Raw genomic sequence first — 16,318 nt, 5'->3', positions numbered from 1 at the left:
ATGTCCGGTATATGATGTGAGCAGTGCCGCCTGCAGAGTGGGCTGGGTCGGGCAAACCGCTGAAATAACGAGGGAGAGGAAATGGAACTGCGCTGCGCCTGGGTGACCAAAGACCCGGAATACATTGAATACCATGACAAACAGTGGGGCAGGCCGGTCTATGACGCCCGCGAGCTGTTTGCCAAGCTCTGCCTCGACGGCCAGCAGGCGGGGCTGTCGTGGATCACCATCCTCAAGCGCACCGAGAGCTATTACCGCGCCTATGCGGACTTTGATCCGGTGCAGATTGCCCGCTTCGACGAGCAGGATGTGGAGCGGTTGATGCAGGACAGCGGCATTATCCGCAACCGGCTCAAGGTGCAGTCGATCATCAGAAATGCCCGCGCTTATCTGGCGTTGCAGGAGCAGGGGATCGACTTCGCCGACTACCTGTGGGGCTTTGTTGGCGGTGCCCCCATCGTCAACCAGCGGCAGGGCAACGGCGATATTCCGGCGACCTCGCCGGAGTCGGATGCCATGTCGAAAGCGCTCAAGAAGCTCGGCTTCAACTTCGTCGGCAGCACCATCTGTTACGCCTTTATGCAGGCGGTGGGGATGGTGAACGATCATCTGGTCAGCTGTCCTTGCCACGCCGAGTGTCAGTTACCGCGCTGACCACCCGCCGATTGACCAAAAAAACACCACTCTCGCCATCTGTTCAGGCTTGCGTCAGACAATGGCGTGCCAGCGCGTTACAATCCGGCCCCCGGCATGGTGCCGGATTGTTTTCACAGAGGTTTTTTCATGCGAGCCAAGATCCTGGTGCCTGCTCTGGCACTGACCGTTGCCCTGAGCGGCTGTACCACCAACCCCTACACAGGTGAATCCCAGACCTCCAAAGGTGCCTGGGGCGCGCTGGCTGGCGCCGCTGCCGGTGCGGCCGTAGGTGCGCTCTCCTCCAGCAAGGGTGACCGCAAGAAGGGCATCCTGACCGGCGTTGCTACCGGCGCGGCGCTGGGTGGCGGTATCGGCTACTACATGGACGTGCAGGAAGCCAAGCTGCGCGAGAAGCTGCAGGGCACTGGCGTCAGCGTGACCCGCAATGGCAATGAGCTGATCCTCAACATGCCGAACAACGTGACCTTCGACAGCTCCAGCTCCCAGCTGAAAGCGGCCGGTGCCAACACCCTCTCCGGCGTGGCCATGGTGGTTGCCGAGTTCGACAAGACCCGCCTTAACGTGGTCGGTCACACCGACAGCACAGGTTCCCGCGATCTGAATATGAAGCTCTCCCGCGACCGTGCCGATGCCGTTGCCGCCCAGCTGATTGGTCAGGGCGTAGCAGGTAGCCGCATCTCCACCACCGGCGTGGGCCCGGATCAGCCGGTTGCTACCAACAGCACCGCCGCTGGCAAAGCCCAGAACCGCCGCGTGACCATTACCCTGACCCCGACCGCCTAAGTCGCTCAGGTTTCGGTAACGAAAAGGCCCCGCCAGTGATGGCGGGGCCTTTCTATTGGCGCCGTGGCGAGCAATGGCGCCTTGTTGCTTGCTCCCTTCTCCCCTCGTGGGAGAGGGGGCGGGGATAAGCGCCTCTTAGACAGCTGCAGTCAGCTGTACTTCGACCTTATAGCCTTCGTGGGCGAGGCGGGCTTGTACGCAGGCGCGCACGGGTGCGGTGCCAGCCGGAATCCAGGCATCCCACTGCTCGTTGAAGGCAGCGATGTCCTGAATGTCTTTGAGATAGATATTGGCCATCAGGATCTTGTCGACGCCGGAGCCGTTGGCTTCCAGCAGGCGTTGCAGGCTCGCCAGCACTTCGCGGGTCTGCTGGTGGATGTCGGCCTCGTCGCTGACGGGCACTTCCACCACGTAGAGGGTGCCATTGTGGATGACCACGTCAGACCAACGCTGGGTGGTGCCGATTCGGGTAATGGTTGTCATGGAGTACTCCGGTACGGGGGCTTATTGACCCTTGCGGATCAGATAGCGGTAGGGGGCCTGCTCTGTCTCGCTGGCGACCAGGGTGTGATCCATAAAGCGGCAGAAACTGGGGATGTCGCGAGTGGTTGAGGGATCGTCGGCGCTGACCAGCAGGGTCTCGCCATCCGCCATCAGCCGCACTTTCTTGCGAACCATCATAACGGGTTCCGGGCAACGAAGCCCGATTGCGTCCAACTCATGAGTTGCGCCGCAGAATAAATCACTCATCTATTATCAACCTTCAACCTATTCGGCTGCCAATGATACTCAGGGCTAAAAAATAATCAAACAAACGCCCCATCAACCAGCATATGTAACCGAAATGTTATTCGGCCCTATCCAGCTTGCGCCGGACGAGTAATATAAAAATTGAACCATATTCAACAAGGAGGTGAATATGCAGGTCTCCTACGGCAGATTACAGGCCTATGCAGGCATGGGGTTCTTGTCCTTCGCCATGATAGTGATGGGCAGCCCGATCGGGAACACCGGTACCTGGTTCGGCTCCATGGTGATGGTCGGGTTGGGGCTCTGGATCGAGCTCAGCGATTACTATGACGAGGATGAGGACGAGAACGATCAATCCTGAATCGGATGACGATTCAACAACAAAGGCGGAGCAATTCCGCCTTTGTCATTTCTGTCGTTTGGCAATGTACCCGGATCAGCGGGTCGAGCGCATCGCCCGCTCCAGATGCAGCGCCGTCTGCTCCGGGTTGGCCTTGGGATCGTTGAAAAAGTTGCTCAGCACATCGAGGATTGCCTGCCGCATATTGGTCGGCGTCGCCATCCCTTCCGCCATGCTGGGCAGCAGGTTGTCCTGCTTTTCCGCCAGCAGGAAATCCTGATAGGAGCGGACGGCGCAGCGGTCGAACTTGCTCATGTCGGGATTGGTCAGAGCCGGGATCGACCCCTTCACCCGATTGAACTCTTCCTGGAATTTCGGCGTCATCAGCAGTTGGGCCAGGTCCCCCTGCGCTTGCAGCTGGGCCGGATCCCGCTGTTTGAACATGGCGATGGAGTCGAGGTTGTAGCTGAACAGTCCGGCGCTGCCCGGGCTCGGCAGGCAGGCGATATCCTCACCCGGCCGGTAGTTACCGGCGCTCAGTTCACCCTTCACCCAGTCGCCCATCACCTGCATGGCGGCGCCACCGCTCTCCAGCAGGTTGGTGGCCTGATGCCACTTCAGACCGGCGTATTTTTGCGGCACGTAGGCGCGCAGCTGCTGGAAACGGGTCAACACCCGTACCATGTCGGGGCTGGTCAGGGTGGCGCTGTCCTGCTCGAGGAACGCTTTGCGATAGAACTCCTTGCCCCCCTCACCGAGTGCCACTGTTTCAAACAGTACTGCCAGCTGCCAGGGCTCGTTGCCGATGGCGAGCGGGGTGATGCCCCGTTTTTTAAGCTGGTCGGCGACGGTGACAAACTGGGCCCAGTCAGTGGGCGGAGTCAGCTTTTGCTGCTCGAACACCTTGCGGTTGAGCCACAGCCAGTTGACCCGGTGGATGCCGGTGGGCACCGCCATCAGGGCGCCATTCTGGCTGAGGGTGGCGCGCACCATGGGCGGCATCTGACTGTACCAGCCGAGGTGTTCGGCCATGGGGGTGAGATCGCGCAGGAAGCCGAGCCCGGCCCACTCCTTGAGCTCGTAGCCCTTGAGGTGGGCCGCTTCGGGCGGGTTGGCCGCCAGTGCCCGGCTCTTCAATACCGTCATGGCACTCTTGCCGCCGCCGCCCTGCACTGCAAAGTCGTTCCACTGGTTGCCCTGTTTGGTCCACTCGGATTTGAGCACTTCGACCGCTTTCGCTTCGCCGCCGGACGTCCACCAGTGCAGTACCTCCACCTGGGAGGCGGCAACGGGAGCAGAGAGCAGGGCGATGACAGAAAAAGACAACCACTTCATAAGGTTACTGCCTTGGTAGGGAGAGCGTGGCCTGCAGGCCACCTTGCGGACGATTTTCCAGCACCAGATCGCCGCCGTGGGCGTGGGCAATGTTGCGGGCGATGCCAAGGCCGAGGCCGGTGCCAGCCTGATCCGTGCTGAGCCGATAATAGGGTTCGAAGATGCGCTCGAACTGATCGTCCGGCAGGCCGGGGCCCTCATCCATGATGAAGAGGATCAGCATCTCCTCGTCATCCATGATGATGATGCGCACCTTCTGGCCGTACTTGATGCCGTTGTCCACCAGATTGCCGATGCAGCGCTTGAGCGCCAGCAGCTTGCCGCGATAGGGCCACTTGCAGTGGCCTTCGATGGTCAGCCGCTCGTCGTGCAGGTTCATCGACTCCGCCATCTGCTCCAGCAGGGCATTGATGTCGATCTCCTCGATATTCTCGTGAATGTCGGTCTCTTTGACCGTCTGCAGCGCCCCTTTCACCATCAGCTCCAGCTCGTCGAGATCCTTATTGAACTTGGCGATTTGCACCTCGTCGTCGAGCAGTTCGACCCGCAGTCGCAGTCGGGTGATGGGGGTCTTGAGGTCGTGGGAGATGGAGCTGAACAGCCGTTCCCGATCATCGATATAACGGCGGATGCGGTGCTGCATGATGTTGAAGGCGCGGGTCGCCGCCACGATTTCCGATGCACCTTCCTCTTTGAGCGAAGGCTGATCGATATCCTTGCCGAGATTCACCGCCGCCTTGGCGAGACGGCGCAGCGGGCGGGTCTGCCAGCGCACCAGCATAAAGGTGAAGAAGCAGAGGAACACGGTCATCAGGGCGATGAAACGCACCTGGTTGCTCGGCATCACGGTATCGTCGAGGGTCATGTAGGGGGCGGGCAGCAGGGCCGCCAGATAGAGCCACTCCCCCTTTTCAATCTCGATCTGGGTCACCAGCACCGGCGGATTGAGCGGCTCCAGCGACAGGGTGTAGCGGGCCCAGGAGGAGGGGAGATCCGCCAGCAGGGTGTCGTTATTGAAGACGTGGAGGTCATCGGGTCGGGAGAAGTCCACCTTGATCGCCATGGCGTCGGAGAGCTTGCGGGTCAGCACTCCCTGAACCTCCTCCAGCACCTGCGTCTTTCGTTCGCTGTCGGGGATGGCGTTGATGTGTATCTCTTCCTCGTTGAGCGAGACGAAGAAGCGGCTGCCCCCCATGTTGCGCAGTTGGTCCAGCGCGATATGGCGATACTGCAGCGGCAGGGATTTGAAGAAATTGACGGTGGAAGCGGCAGACATGGCGAGGTTGCGGGTGGTGCTGAGCATCCCCTCCAGCTCCCGCTTCTGGATCTGCTGCATCCAGATGCCGGTCAGAATGGTCTGGGAGAGCAGGATGGCCAGCAACAGCAGCAGGATCATCCGTGACAACAGGGAGCGGGGCACCAGCGCCCCCCAGGACCACTTGTTGCTCATGGCAGCTCGTGCACCTCGGCAATCAGCATGTAGCCGCTACCGCGGATGGTCTTGATGATGCGCGGGCTCTTGCCGTTGTCGCCCAGCTTCTGGCGCAGACGGCTGATCTGCACGTCGATACCGCGCTCCATCGGCAGGCTTTCGCGGCCGCGGGTGGCATCCGAGATGGTGTCGCGATCCAGCACCACGCCGGGCTGTTGCAGGAACATGCCGAGCAGCATGGCGTCGCTGCCGGAGAGGTCCAGCAGGCTGCCATCATCATGGGTCAGCTGGTGGCTCAGGGTGTCGAGGGTCCACTCGGCAAAACGCAGGCGGCGGCTCGGCTCTTTCTCTTTTTCCGGCTGGCGGAATTCGGCGCGGCGCAGCAGCGCCTTGATGCGGGCCTGCAGTTCACGGGGGCTGAACGGTTTGGCGATATAGTCGTCGGCGCCCAGTTCCAGACCGATCACCCGATCCGCTTCGTCGGAGGCGGCGGTAAGCATGATGATGGGCACCTGGGAGTCACGACGGATCTGCTGGCAGAGGGTAAAACCGTCCTCGCCGGGCATCATGATGTCCAGAATAATCAGGTCCGGGCTGTGCTGGGCGAGTTGCTGACGCATCTCGTTGCCCTCCGCCGCCGTCAATACCTGAAAGCCCGCCCGGGTCAGGTACTCATTGAGCAGCTCGCGGATCTCTTGGTCGTCATCGACGATCAGCAGTTGTTTGCTCATTGACATATGTATGTGCATCCACCCATTTTTTTGTGCAGATTGAACCTGTCGGGGGAGTAAAAAGCAAGCAAGCCCCCTATCTAATGTGAGGTTTAAGGCAATAACAGCCTATTGATAAGATTAAAACGAAAAAAGGCCGACCCAAACGGGACGGCCAACAGACAGCTTCTGACCACTGACGAGCACCCCGTGTGGCGATCGTCACAGACTTGAAAAGGGGCCAGTCAGACTGGCCCCGAAAAGGGACAACTCTCAGTAGTGCATCCCGTCGATCCGGCTGGTTATCACACCCGTTCAAACACGGTGGCGATGCCCTGGCCCAGACCGATACACATGGTGGCAACCCCCAGGGTGGCATCCTTCTCCTCCATCAGATTGATGAGGGTGGTGGAGATGCGGGCGCCAGAGCAGCCGAGCGGGTGGCCCAGCGCAATGGCGCCACCGTTCAGGTTTACCTTCTCGTCCACCAGATCCTGCAGACCCAGATCCTTCACGCAGGGCAGGGACTGGGCGGCAAACGCCTCGTTCAGCTCGAACAGGTCGATATCACCGACAGTCAGGCCGGCACGCTTGAGCGCCTTCTGGGTGGCCGGTACCGGGCCGTAACCCATGATGGCGGCATCACAGCCGGCGATGGCCATGGCACGTACCTTGGCGCGCGGCGTGAGGCCGAGGGCCTTGGCGCGATCCGCGCTCATCACCAGCATGGCGGCGGCGCCATCGGACAGGGCCGAGGAGCTGCCAGCGGTGACGGTGCCGTTGACCGGGTCAAACACCGGGCGCAGCTGGCTCAGAGTTTCGACCGTGGTCTCCGGGCGGATCACCTCGTCGTAGTCGTAGAAGAAGCGGGCGCCGCTAGCGTCATGGCCTTCCAGCCCGACGATCTCCTTGGCAAAGCGCCCTTCCACGGTGGCGGCGTGAGCGCGGCGATGGGAGCGGGCGGCAAACTCGTCCTGCTGCTGGCGGCTGATGCCGTGCAGCTTGCCGAGCATCTCGGCAGTCAGTCCCATCATGCCGGAGGCCTTCGCCACCGACTTGGCCATGCCGGGGTGGAAGTCGACGCCGTGGCTCATCGGTACGTGACCCATGTGCTCGACGCCGCCGATGATGAAGATATCCCCATCACCCACCTGAATGGCGCGGGAGGCGTCATGCAGCGCCTGCATACTGGAGCCGCACAGACGGTTGACGGTAACCGCCCCTACCTGCTTCGGAATACCGGCCAGCAGCGCGGCGTTGCGGGCGATGTTGAAGCCCTGCTCCAGGGTCTGCTGCACGCAGCCCCAGTAGATATCCTCGATCTCGTTCGGGTCGAGGTTGGGGTTGCGCAGCAGGATGGATTTCATCAGGTGCGCGGACAGATCTTCTGCACGCACGTTGCGGAAGGCGCCGCCCTTGGACCGGCCCATCGGGGTCCGGATACAGTCGACAATGACTACGTCTTTCATGAATGGATCTCCTTTCCGCAATCAGTAGAAGGTTTTGCCCTGGGCGGCCATCTCGCGCAGCTTGTCGCTGACGCGGTAGAGCGGGCCCAAATCGGCATACTGGTCGGCCATGGCCACGTAGCGATCCAGACCGATAGTGTCCAGATAGCGGAACACGCCGCCGCGGAAGGGAGGGAAGCCCAGACCGTAGACCAGTGCGATGTCGGCTTCGGCTGGCGTGGCGACTATGCCCTCTTCCAGACAGAGCACCACCTCGTTGATCATCGGGATCATCATACGAGCGATGATGGCGTCCTTGTCGAAATCCTGTTTCGGCTTGGCAATGGGGGCCAGCAGCTCGTAGCTGGCGGCGTCGGCCACCTTCTTCGGTTTGCCCTTCTTGTCCTGCTCGTAGGCGTAGAAGCCCTTGCCGTTCTTCTGACCGAAGCGGTTCACTTCGTACATCACGTCGATGGCGGTGCGACCTTCCTTGCTCATGCGTGCCGGGAAGCCCTGCGCCATCACGTCACCGGCATGGTGACCGGTGTCGATACCAACCACGTCCAGCAGGTAAGCGGGGCCCATGGGCCAGCCGAACTCCTTCTCCATCACCTTGTCGACGGCGGCGAAGTCGGCGCCATCGGCGACCAGCTTGTTGAAGCCGAAGAAGTAGGGGAACAACACCCGGTTGACGAAGAAGCCAGGGCAGTCGTTGACTACCACCGGGGACTTGCCCATGGCGGCGGCATAGGCCACCACGCGGTTGATGGTTTCATCGGAGGTTTGCTCGCCGCGGATGATCTCCACCAGTGGCATGCGGTGCACCGGGTTGAAGAAGTGCATGCCGCAGAAGTTCTGCGGGCGCTTCAGCCCCTTGGCCAGCAGGGAGATGGGGATGGTGGAGGTGTTGCTGGCGAGCACGGCGTCTTCGCCAATGAGCCCTTCCACTTCACCCAGCACGGCGGCCTTCACTTTCGGGTTCTCGACCACGGCTTCGACCACGACGTCCACATGCTTGACGTTGTCATAGCTGAGGGTCGGGGTGATGGCAGAGAGCACCTGACCCATCTTGATGCCGTCGATGCGACCCTTTTCGAGCTGGCCGTTGAGCAGCTTGGTGGCTTCACCCATGCCAAGTGCCAGCGCCTTCTCGTTGATGTCCTTCATCACCGCCGGAATGCCCTTGCTGGCAGACTGGTAGGCAATGCCGCCGCCCATGATGCCGGCGCCCAGTACGGCGGCGTGGCCAGTGGCCTTGCTTGCCTGCTTGGCCGCCTTCTTGGCCAGTGCCTTGATGTGCTGATCATTCAGGAAGATGCCGACCAGCGACTTGGCGACATCGGTCTTGGCCAGCTTGATAAAGCCCTGTGCTTCAACGACCAGCGCCTCGTCACGGCCCATACCTGCGGCGGCCTCGACAGTTTTCACCGCAGTCATCGGCGCCGGATAGTGTTTGCCCGCTACGGCGGCAACCATGCCGGCGGCGGTGGTGAAGCTCATCATGGCTTCCAGTTTGGAGAGGCGCAGCGGGGCTTTTTTGGCTGCGCGACGGCTCTGCCAGTCCAGCTTGCCCGCGATGGCGTCCTTGATCATCTGCAGCGCAGCGCTCTGCAGTGCATCCGGGGCGACCACGGCGTCAATGGCGCCCACCTTGAGGGCGTCATCGGCACGGTAATCCTTGCCGGTGGTGATCCACTCCAGCGCGTTGTCAGCGCCGATCACCCGCGGCAGACGGACGGTGCCGCCAAAGCCCGGCATGATGCCGAGTTTGGTCTCTGGCAGGCCAATCTTGGCGCTGGTGTCAGCCAGACGGAAGTCGGTGGAGAGAATGGTCTCGCAGCCGCCGCCCAGGGCGTGGCCCTTGATGGCAGAGAGGGTCGGAACAGGCAGATCTTCGATGGCATTGAAGATGTCGTTGGCCTTTTTCAGCCAGCCGAGCAGATCTTCTTGCGGCAGATCGAACAGTTCCAGGAATTCGGTAATGTCGGCACCGACGATAAAGGCGTCTTTGCCGGAGGTGAGGATCAGACCTTTTAGTTCACGTTCTTGTTGTAATGCGGCGATCGCTTCGCTCAGGGAGAGCAGGGTAGCGCGATCCAGCTTGTTGACTGAACCCGGGGCATCAAACCTCAGCTCGGCGATGCCGTTTTCGAGGTAGCTGACCGACAGGGTTTCGCCTTGGTAGATCATGAGAGTGTCTCCTTGTTCCCACTCAGTGGGGAGTGGTGCTCCTTAATCCCCAGCAGGGGGCGAGGCTCACTATTGATCCAAAAGGAGACATTTTCAACACCTATTTAAAACATTTGTTTAACAGATCTCGATTAAAAGCTCTTCATCACAAAACGGGCAAAAGAGAGGCGCCTTGCGGCGCCTCCGATGGATGTGAGTTTGTTATCAACTGGCCAGTTCCGGCCGGTTGCGATACTGGTTCAGCACCTCGGGATCGGCGAGGGCATGGGTGTTGTTGACCGGCCGGTTGTGTACCACTTCGCGCACCGCCAGTTCGACGATCTTGCCGGACTTGGTGCGTGGGATGGCATCCACCTGCAGGATGCGGGCGGGCACGTGGCGGGCGGTGCAGTGCTGCTTTATTTGCTGGCGGATCCGCTCGCGCAGCGGCTCATCCAGCTTGCAACCCGCCTTGAGCTTGACGAACAGCACCACCCGCTCGTCCTGCTGCCATTGCTGGCCGATGACGATGCTCTCTTCCACTTCGTCGAGCTGTTCGACATAGCGGTAGATCTCGCTGGTGCCGATGCGCACGCCGCCCGGGTTGAGGGTGGCGTCGGAGCGGCCGTAGAACAGAATGCCGCCGGTCGGGGTCAGCTCGATCCAGTCGCCGTGGCACCAGATGTTGTCGAACCGCTCGAAGTAGGCTGAGTGGTACTTGTCGCCATTTTCGTCACCCCAGAAGTAGATGGGCTGAGCCGGGAACGGCTTGGTACAGACCAGTTCGCCCTTCTCCCCCTGCACCGGCTGGCCCGCTTCGTTGAACACCTGCACCGCGAGACCGAGGCCACGCCCCTGGCTCTCGCCGCGATAGACAGGGCTGAGCGGGTTGCCGATGACGAAGCAGGAGCAGATGTCGGTGCCACCGGAAATGGAGCTGAGCTGCACATCCTGCTTTATCTGCTGGTAGACGTAGTCAAATCCCTCCGGCGACAGCACAGAGCCGGTGCTGCAGATCAGCCGCAAGTGCGGCAAGTAGTGGCTCTTGATGGGGGCATAACCCTGTTTGTGCAGCGCATCAAGATACTTGGCCGAAGTGCCAAACAAGCTGACCTGCTCGTCGCGGGCCAGATCCCACAGCACATTGCCATCCGGGTAAAACGGCGAGCCGTCGTAGAGCACCAGGGTGGCGCCGGAGGCGAGGGCGCTCACCAGCCAGTTCCACATCATCCAGCCGCAGGTGGTGAAGTAGAAAATTCGCTCCCCCGGTTTGATGTCGCAGTGCAGTTGGTGCTCTTTCAGATGTTGCAGCAGGGTGCCGCCAATCCCGTGCACGATGCACTTGGGTTTGCCGGTGGTGCCGGAGGAGTAGAGGATATAGAGCGGGTCATTGAAAGCCATCGGCTCGAAGGTGAGCTGGGCATCGTGTTGGCTTGCCAGCACTTGCTGCCAGTTGTGGCCAAGTTGCAGCGGGTTGCCGAGCAGGGGGATCATCACCGTCTGCTCTATGCTGTCGATCTGGCTGACGACCCCTGCTACTTTGTCCTGAATGTCGATAGCCTTGCCGTTGTAGCGATAGCCATCCACCGCAAACAGCACTCGTGGTCGGGTCTGGCCGAAGCGCTCTACCACGCTAGCCTCGCCAAAGTCGGGGCTGGTGGAGGTCCAGATTGCCCCCAGACTGGTGGTTGCCAGCATGGCAACCACGGTTTCCGGAATATTGGGCAGATAGGCGGCGACCACATCGCCGCGACCAATCCCCTGATGACGCAGCCACTGCGCCAGCCGGGCAACCTGATCACTCAGTTCACCCCAGCTAAGAGTACGGCTTGGACTCCCTTCGATACGGGAGATGATGGCCGGGCTCTCGTCCTGACGGCGCAGCAGGTTTTCGGCGAAGTTGAGGCTGCTGTCGGGGAACCAGCGGGTGCGCTGCATATCCTGACGGTTCTCCGCCACTATGTTGCCGAGCTCGCCCTTGACGCCGCAGTGCTGCCATACCAGCGGCCAGAAACGGGTGGTCTTCTCCACCGACCATTGATAAAGCTGCGGGTAATTCTGCAACTGCAAGCCGTGGAAACGGTTCACCTCCGCTATAAAACGGTAGAGGTTGGATTGCTGCATCCCGAGCGGATCCGGTTGCCACAGGCAGAGGTTGTCCATGAGTAATCCCTGACTTCATGTATCTACCGGCAGTGTATTGAATTGTTTTTGATTTGTTAATGATTGGTTTTCTGTTGATAACAAACACGTTTGTAACGTATGCGTTACCTCACGAAGCGGCAGCTTGACGGGTCGAGCCGCCAAGCGCTTGATGTTATGCTGCAATCACATTCACCTCGGAGCAGGACGCCATGAGCAGCTACAGCCAACTTTTTGCCCAGCACCTCGATACCTTGCAGCAGCGCACCCGCGACATTCTGCAACAACAGGGGCTCAGCGGACTGGCCATCCACTCCGGCCAGACTCACCGCATCTTCCTCGATGATCAGGATTACCCGTTCAAGGTAAACCCGCATTTCAAAGCCTGGTTGCCGGTGCTGGACAATCCCCACTGCTGGCTGCTGGTGGACGGGGTGAACAAACCAATCCTGCTGTTCTACCGCCCGGTGGATTTCTGGCACAAGGTGGCGGATCTGCCCAATGCCTTTTGGGTCGAGTTCTTCGATATCCGTTTCCTGACCCGGCCGGAACAGGTGGCCGACCATCTGCCAGCCAACAAGCAGGAGTGGGCCTATCTTGGTGGTCATCTGGAAGTGGCCGAGCTGCTTGGTCTGACCCAGCCCAATCCGGAGGCGGTGCTCAACTACCTGCACTATCACCGCGCCTACAAGACTCCCTACGAGCTGGAGTGTTTGCGTGAGGCGAACCGGATCGGGGTTCGTGGTCATATCGCCGCCAAGGACTCCTTTATGGCGGGGGCGAGCGAGTTCGAGATCAATCTGGCCTACATGAAAGCGGTCGGGCAGGGGGCCAATGAGGCGCCCTACGGCAATATCGTCGCCATCAACCGCAACGCGGCCATCCTTCACTACACCCATTTGTCTGCCTTGCGGGTGCCGGATGCGGAGCGCCACTCCTTCCTGATCGATGCCGGCGTCGATTTTCACGGTTATGCCTCCGACATCACCCGCACCTGGGCGTGGCGTCGTGGCGAGTTTGCCGATCTGATTGCCGCCCTCGACGAGCAGCAGCAGGAGATCATCAAGGAGATCAAACCGGGTCGTCGTTACAGCGAGCTGCACCTGCAGATGCATCATAAGCTGGCGCGCCTGCTGCAAACCACCGAGCTGGTGGACATGTCGGTGGACGAGATGATCAACACCGGGGTGACCAATGTCTTCTTCCCCCACGGCCTCGGCCATTTCCTCGGTTTGCAGGTGCACGATGCGGGTGGTTTCATGCAGGATGAGCGCGGCACCCATCTGGCGGCGCCCGAGCTGTTTCCCTATCTGCGCTGCACCCGGGTGATGGAGGTGGATCAGGTGTTCACCATCGAGCCGGGACTCTACTTCATCGACAGTTTGCTGGAGCCGCTGCGTCAGGGCGAACAGGGCAAACGGGTCAACTGGAACAAGGTGGAGGCGCTGCGTCCGTTCGGCGGCATCCGCATCGAAGACAACATAGTGCTGCACGCCAATGGGGTGGAAAACATGACCAGACAAGCAGGACTCTGATGGCGGCTGCGTACTCCATTCCGGCCGCCCCGCTGGAGTTGACCGAAGAGATAAAGAAGAGCCGCTTCATTACCCTGATCGCCCACACCCCGACCGTCGAGGCGGCCAAGGGGTGGGTTAACGAGATCAAGCGCCAACATCCGGCCGCGCGCCATCACTGCTGGGCGTTTGTGGCTGGTGCGCCGCAAGATAGTCAGGTTTATGGCTTCAGCGATGACGGCGAACCTTCCGGTACTGCGGGCAAGCCGATCCTGGCCCAGTTGATGGGCTCGGGGCTCGGTGAAATCTGCGCCGTGGTAGTGCGTTACTACGGCGGCATCCAGCTTGGCACCGGTGGACTGGTCAAAGCCTATGGGGGCGGTGTCGGTGCCGCCCTCAAGCAGTTGCCCACCCTGCTCAAGGTGCCGCGCACTCCCTCTCTCATTCACTGCGATTACGGTGACATGGGGACGGTCGAATCGCTGATCAGCAGCCATAATGGCGAATTGCTGGCGGCGGATTACGGTGAGCAGGTCACCTTGCAGGTGGCGTGGGAGTCCTCGGTTTGGGCTCAGGTGGACCGTGAATTGACCGACCGGACTCATGGGCGGGTATCCCTCAGCCCCTTAGATGGCTAGAATCCATCGCTCTTTAATTGGGGAAAGGGAGCTGTAATGCACATTCTGAGCATTATTCGCATTGTTGGCCTGCTGGTTGCGCTGTTCAGCTCGACCATGCTGTTGCCTGCACTGGTGGCCTTTGGCTATCGGGATGGTGGTGGTGCCGAGTTCGTCAGCTCTTTTCTGATCGCCCTGCTGCTCGGCGTGGTGCTCTGGTTTCCCAATCGCTATCACAAGAAGGAGATGCGCTCGAAAGAGGGTTTCCTCATCGTGGTGCTGTTCTGGACCGTGCTGGGCAGTGTGGGGGCTGTGCCCTTTATCATGAGCGACGTGCCGGACATGTCGGTCTCGGAGGCCTTCTTCGAATCTTTTTCCGGCCTGACCACCACAGGGGCAACGGTACTGACCGGGCTCGATAATTTGCCCAAGGCGTTTCTGTTCTATCGCCAGTTGCTGCAGTGGCTGGGGGGGATGGGGATCATCGTACTGGCGGTGGCCATTCTGCCACTGCTGGGTATCGGGGGCATGCAGCTCTATCGCGCCGAGATCCCGGGGCCAGTGAAGGATACCAAGGTGACGCCGCGCATCGCCGAAACGGCCAAGGCGCTCTGGTTCATCTATCTGCTGCTCACCGCACTCTGTGCGCTGGCCTACTGGCTCGCCGGAATGACGCTGTTCGATGCAGTGTGCCATTCGTTCTCGACTCTGTCGGTCGGTGGCTTCTCCACTCACGATGCCAGCATCGGTTTCTTCAACAGTCCGGTCATCAACCTGATTACCGTGGTGTTCCTGCTGCTGGCCAGCGTGAACTTTGCGCTCCACTTTACCGTCTTCTCTCACCGCCCGGTTCGGCTCGGGCGCTACCTCTATGATTCTGAACTCAAGGTGTTCCTGGCCATTCAGGCGACCCTGGTGATGATCTGCTTTGTCGCCTTGTTGACCCACGGGCACTACGCCACCTGGCAAGAGGCGCTCAACCATGGCCTTTTCCAGGCGGTCTCTCTGGGTACCACCACCGGCTATAGCACCACGACCTATGCCGATTGGCCCTCGTTCCTGCCCATGCTGCTGATGTTCTCCGCCTTTATTGGCTGTTGCGCGGGCAGTACTGGCGGCGGCATCAAGGTGATGCGTTTCATGATCCTGTTCATGCAGGGGATGCGCGAGTTGAAGCGGTTGGTTCACCCCAGAGCCATCTATACCTTGAAGCTGGGGAATAGGGCGGTGCCCGAGCGCATCGTCGAGGCGGTGTGGGGCTACTTCGCCACCTATATTATTCTCTTCTTTATGTTCATGCTGCTGTTGCTGATGACGGGGCTGAACGAAGTGACCGCATTCACCGCTGTGGCTGCGGCTTTCACCAACGTAGGCCCGGGGCTGGGAGAGGTATCAGCCAACTTCGGCAATATCTCGCCAGCGGCCCAGTGGGTACTGGTGTTGGCTATGTTGTTTGGCCGATTGGAAATTTTCACGCTTCTGGTACTGTTTACTCCTGCATTCTGGCGTAGTTGAGGTTGTTATGGACAAGATTCTGGTGCTTTATTCCTCTCGGGATGGCCAAACCCGCAAAATAGTCGATGTCATGCTGGAGCAGATGCCGGGATGCGAAGTGGTGATGCACGACCTGCACACCTTGCCGATGTGCAACCTCAGCAAGTATGCCAAGGTCTTGATCGGCGCCTCCATTCGTTATGGCAACTTCCACCCCAGCCTGTTCAGCTTTATTCATGCTCATCAGGAGCAGCTGGAGGTGGCCAATGCGGCCTTCTTCTGTGTCAACCTGACGGCCCGCAAGCCAGAGAAGCAGACGCCGCAAACCAATGCCTATATGAAGAAGTTCCTGCGCCTCTCCCCCTGGAAGCCGAAAACCCTGGGCGTCTTTGCCGGTGCGCTGCAATATTCCCGCTATAACTGGTGGCAGACGCGCATCATCCAGCTGATCATGAAGATTACCGGTGGCAGTACAGACACCAGTAAGGACATTGAATTTACCGATTGGGAAAAGGTGCGCAGCTTTGCCCGCGAATTCTGGTCAAAAAGGTAGCAGTGTGATGTGAATTAAGGGTTTTTTGCCCGAAACAGCCCCGCCGATGCGGGGCTTTTGTTTAATAAAGCAACGGTTGAACCGAAAAACTGTAAAAAGTGCCATTTTTTGCAGTTTTCCTCTTGTCATCCCGGCGCAGCTCCCTATAATGCGCCCCTACCAACACGGCGGAACACGCCGAGCTGATGAGCCAGCTTCCTAGCGAAGTGGGCGCCGAAAGAAAAGCGAAAACAATCGCTTGACTTTCGAAGTGAGAGGCGTAATATGCGCGCTCCTCAGCGCGACAAGCGTGACGCTCTTTAACAATTTGAATCAAGCAATCTGTGTGGGCACTCACAGCATCGAACATCAAAAACAATTTTTGATTTTCAATG

At 59.9% G+C, this 16,318-nt stretch carries 16 protein-coding genes; 7 read left to right on the top strand and 9 right to left on the bottom strand.

What is annotated here, in order from left to right; all coding sequences use genetic code 11:
- Positions 1 to 81: 81 nt before the first annotated feature.
- Together AB5Y76_RS12330 and AB5Y76_RS12325 are read left to right on the top strand one after the other, a co-directional pair.
- Entirely contained in the window at positions 82 to 654 is a 573-nt protein-coding gene (locus AB5Y76_RS12330) for a DNA-3-methyladenine glycosylase I (protein ID WP_005339466.1), read from the top strand.
- Positions 655 to 783: 129 nt separating this feature from the next.
- Positions 784 to 1,440 (top strand): OmpA family lipoprotein, encoded by a 657-nt coding sequence (locus AB5Y76_RS12325; protein ID WP_368177731.1) that lies wholly within the window; start codon positions 784 to 786, stop codon positions 1,438 to 1,440.
- A gap of 135 nt (positions 1,441 to 1,575) precedes the next feature.
- Here the strand turns inward: AB5Y76_RS12325 and AB5Y76_RS12320 are convergent, their stop codons facing one another.
- Together AB5Y76_RS12320 and tusA are read right to left on the bottom strand one after the other, a co-directional pair.
- Positions 1,576 to 1,923: a RidA family protein gene (locus AB5Y76_RS12320; RefSeq protein ID WP_263718978.1), complete on the bottom strand. Its 348-nt coding sequence runs from the start codon at positions 1,921 to 1,923 to the stop codon at positions 1,576 to 1,578.
- Between the two features lie 21 nt (positions 1,924 to 1,944).
- Positions 1,945 to 2,190 carry a sulfurtransferase TusA gene (gene tusA / locus AB5Y76_RS12315; RefSeq protein ID WP_005339470.1) on the bottom strand — a complete coding sequence of 82 codons (246 nt, stop codon included), beginning with the start codon at positions 2,188 to 2,190 and terminating at the stop codon, positions 1,945 to 1,947.
- Between the two features lie 169 nt (positions 2,191 to 2,359).
- Between tusA and AB5Y76_RS12310 the strand changes: the two genes are divergently transcribed.
- Complete coding sequence (locus AB5Y76_RS12310) at positions 2,360 to 2,551, top strand: hypothetical protein (RefSeq protein WP_005339471.1); 192 nt, start codon at positions 2,360 to 2,362, stop codon at positions 2,549 to 2,551.
- 75 nt (positions 2,552 to 2,626) lie between these two features.
- Here AB5Y76_RS12310 and AB5Y76_RS12305 read toward each other — a convergent pair whose 3' ends face one another.
- The 6 genes from AB5Y76_RS12305 to AB5Y76_RS12280 all read right to left on the bottom strand — a co-directional run bounded on the left by AB5Y76_RS12305 (position 2,627) and on the right by AB5Y76_RS12280 (position 11,787).
- On the bottom strand, positions 2,627 to 3,865 hold the full coding sequence (locus AB5Y76_RS12305; protein ID WP_263718976.1) for an ABC transporter substrate-binding protein: 1,239 nt from the start codon (positions 3,863 to 3,865) through the stop codon (positions 2,627 to 2,629).
- Positions 3,866 to 3,869: 4 nt separating this feature from the next.
- A complete protein-coding gene (locus tag AB5Y76_RS12300; protein WP_005357365.1) occupies positions 3,870 to 5,315 on the bottom strand; it encodes an ATP-binding protein in 1,446 nt (481 codons plus the stop codon).
- Complete coding sequence (locus tag AB5Y76_RS12295; RefSeq protein WP_005339475.1) at positions 5,312 to 6,034, bottom strand: response regulator; 723 nt, start codon at positions 6,032 to 6,034, stop codon at positions 5,312 to 5,314. Before AB5Y76_RS12295 ends, AB5Y76_RS12300 begins: the two co-directional genes overlap by 4 nt.
- 278 nt (positions 6,035 to 6,312) lie before the next feature.
- Complete coding sequence (gene fadA, locus AB5Y76_RS12290; RefSeq protein ID WP_198868326.1) at positions 6,313 to 7,497, bottom strand: acetyl-CoA C-acyltransferase FadA; 1,185 nt, start codon at positions 7,495 to 7,497, stop codon at positions 6,313 to 6,315.
- Positions 7,498 to 9,645, bottom strand: coding sequence for a fatty acid oxidation complex subunit alpha FadB (fadB, locus tag AB5Y76_RS12285; RefSeq protein ID WP_263718971.1), 2,148 nt, complete (start codon positions 9,643 to 9,645; stop codon positions 7,498 to 7,500).
- Between the two features lie 204 nt (positions 9,646 to 9,849).
- Positions 9,850 to 11,787 carry an acetoacetate--CoA ligase gene (locus AB5Y76_RS12280; protein ID WP_263718970.1) on the bottom strand — a complete coding sequence of 646 codons (1,938 nt, stop codon included), beginning with the start codon at positions 11,785 to 11,787 and terminating at the stop codon, positions 9,850 to 9,852.
- Between the two features lie 191 nt (positions 11,788 to 11,978).
- Between AB5Y76_RS12280 and pepQ the strand changes: the two genes are divergently transcribed.
- From pepQ to hemG, 4 genes are read left to right on the top strand one after another with little or no spacing between them, the layout of a single operon-like run.
- The gene (gene pepQ / locus AB5Y76_RS12275) at positions 11,979 to 13,301 is read left to right on the top strand and encodes a Xaa-Pro dipeptidase (RefSeq protein WP_263718968.1); all 1,323 of its coding nucleotides are present in this window, start codon (positions 11,979 to 11,981) and stop codon (positions 13,299 to 13,301) included.
- Complete coding sequence (locus AB5Y76_RS12270; protein WP_123172107.1) at positions 13,301 to 13,918, top strand: YigZ family protein; 618 nt, start codon at positions 13,301 to 13,303, stop codon at positions 13,916 to 13,918. Before pepQ ends, AB5Y76_RS12270 begins: the two co-directional genes overlap by 1 nt.
- A 36-nt stretch (positions 13,919 to 13,954) precedes the next feature.
- Positions 13,955 to 15,412 (top strand): TrkH family potassium uptake protein, encoded by a 1,458-nt coding sequence (locus AB5Y76_RS12265; protein WP_005339482.1) that lies wholly within the window; start codon positions 13,955 to 13,957, stop codon positions 15,410 to 15,412.
- Between the two features lie 7 nt (positions 15,413 to 15,419).
- Positions 15,420 to 15,944: a menaquinone-dependent protoporphyrinogen IX dehydrogenase gene (gene hemG / locus AB5Y76_RS12260; RefSeq protein ID WP_005339483.1), complete on the top strand. Its 525-nt coding sequence runs from the start codon at positions 15,420 to 15,422 to the stop codon at positions 15,942 to 15,944.
- Positions 15,945 to 16,005: 61 nt separating this feature from the next.
- Here hemG and AB5Y76_RS12255 read toward each other — a convergent pair.
- A partial coding sequence (locus tag AB5Y76_RS12255; RefSeq protein ID WP_368177730.1) for a hypothetical protein occupies positions 16,006 to 16,318 on the bottom strand: 313 nt, incomplete at its 5' end.

The sequence above is a fragment of the Aeromonas sp. R1-2 genome, from assembly GCF_040908505.1.
GTDB lineage: Bacteria > Pseudomonadota > Gammaproteobacteria > Enterobacterales > Aeromonadaceae > Aeromonas > Aeromonas veronii.
The sequence above is the reverse complement of the archived record's forward strand: the minus strand, read 5'-3'. Positions and strand labels throughout refer to the sequence as shown.

Excerpts from the sequence above, each read along its gene's own strand:
- AB5Y76_RS12330 (WP_005339466.1), top strand. The coding sequence starts at position 82 with ATGGAACTGCGCTGCGCCTGGGTGACCAAAGACCCGGAATACATTGAA.
- AB5Y76_RS12325 (WP_368177731.1), top strand. The coding sequence starts at position 784 with ATGCGAGCCAAGATCCTGGTGCCTGCTCTGGCACTGACCGTTGCCCTG.
- AB5Y76_RS12320 (WP_263718978.1), bottom strand. The coding sequence starts at position 1,923 with ATGACAACCATTACCCGAATCGGCACCACCCAGCGTTGGTCTGACGTG.
- tusA (WP_005339470.1), bottom strand. The coding sequence starts at position 2,190 with ATGAGTGATTTATTCTGCGGCGCAACTCATGAGTTGGACGCAATCGGG.
- AB5Y76_RS12310 (WP_005339471.1), top strand. The coding sequence starts at position 2,360 with ATGCAGGTCTCCTACGGCAGATTACAGGCCTATGCAGGCATGGGGTTC.
- AB5Y76_RS12305 (WP_263718976.1), bottom strand. The coding sequence starts at position 3,865 with ATGAAGTGGTTGTCTTTTTCTGTCATCGCCCTGCTCTCTGCTCCCGTT.
- AB5Y76_RS12300 (WP_005357365.1), bottom strand. The coding sequence starts at position 5,315 with ATGAGCAACAAGTGGTCCTGGGGGGCGCTGGTGCCCCGCTCCCTGTTG.
- AB5Y76_RS12295 (WP_005339475.1), bottom strand. The coding sequence starts at position 6,034 with ATGTCAATGAGCAAACAACTGCTGATCGTCGATGACGACCAAGAGATC.
- fadB (WP_263718971.1), bottom strand. The coding sequence starts at position 9,645 with ATGATCTACCAAGGCGAAACCCTGTCGGTCAGCTACCTCGAAAACGGC.
- AB5Y76_RS12280 (WP_263718970.1), bottom strand. The coding sequence starts at position 11,787 with ATGGACAACCTCTGCCTGTGGCAACCGGATCCGCTCGGGATGCAGCAA.
- pepQ (WP_263718968.1), top strand. The coding sequence starts at position 11,979 with ATGAGCAGCTACAGCCAACTTTTTGCCCAGCACCTCGATACCTTGCAG.
- AB5Y76_RS12270 (WP_123172107.1), top strand. The coding sequence starts at position 13,301 with ATGGCGGCTGCGTACTCCATTCCGGCCGCCCCGCTGGAGTTGACCGAA.
- AB5Y76_RS12265 (WP_005339482.1), top strand. The coding sequence starts at position 13,955 with ATGCACATTCTGAGCATTATTCGCATTGTTGGCCTGCTGGTTGCGCTG.
- hemG (WP_005339483.1), top strand. The coding sequence starts at position 15,420 with ATGGACAAGATTCTGGTGCTTTATTCCTCTCGGGATGGCCAAACCCGC.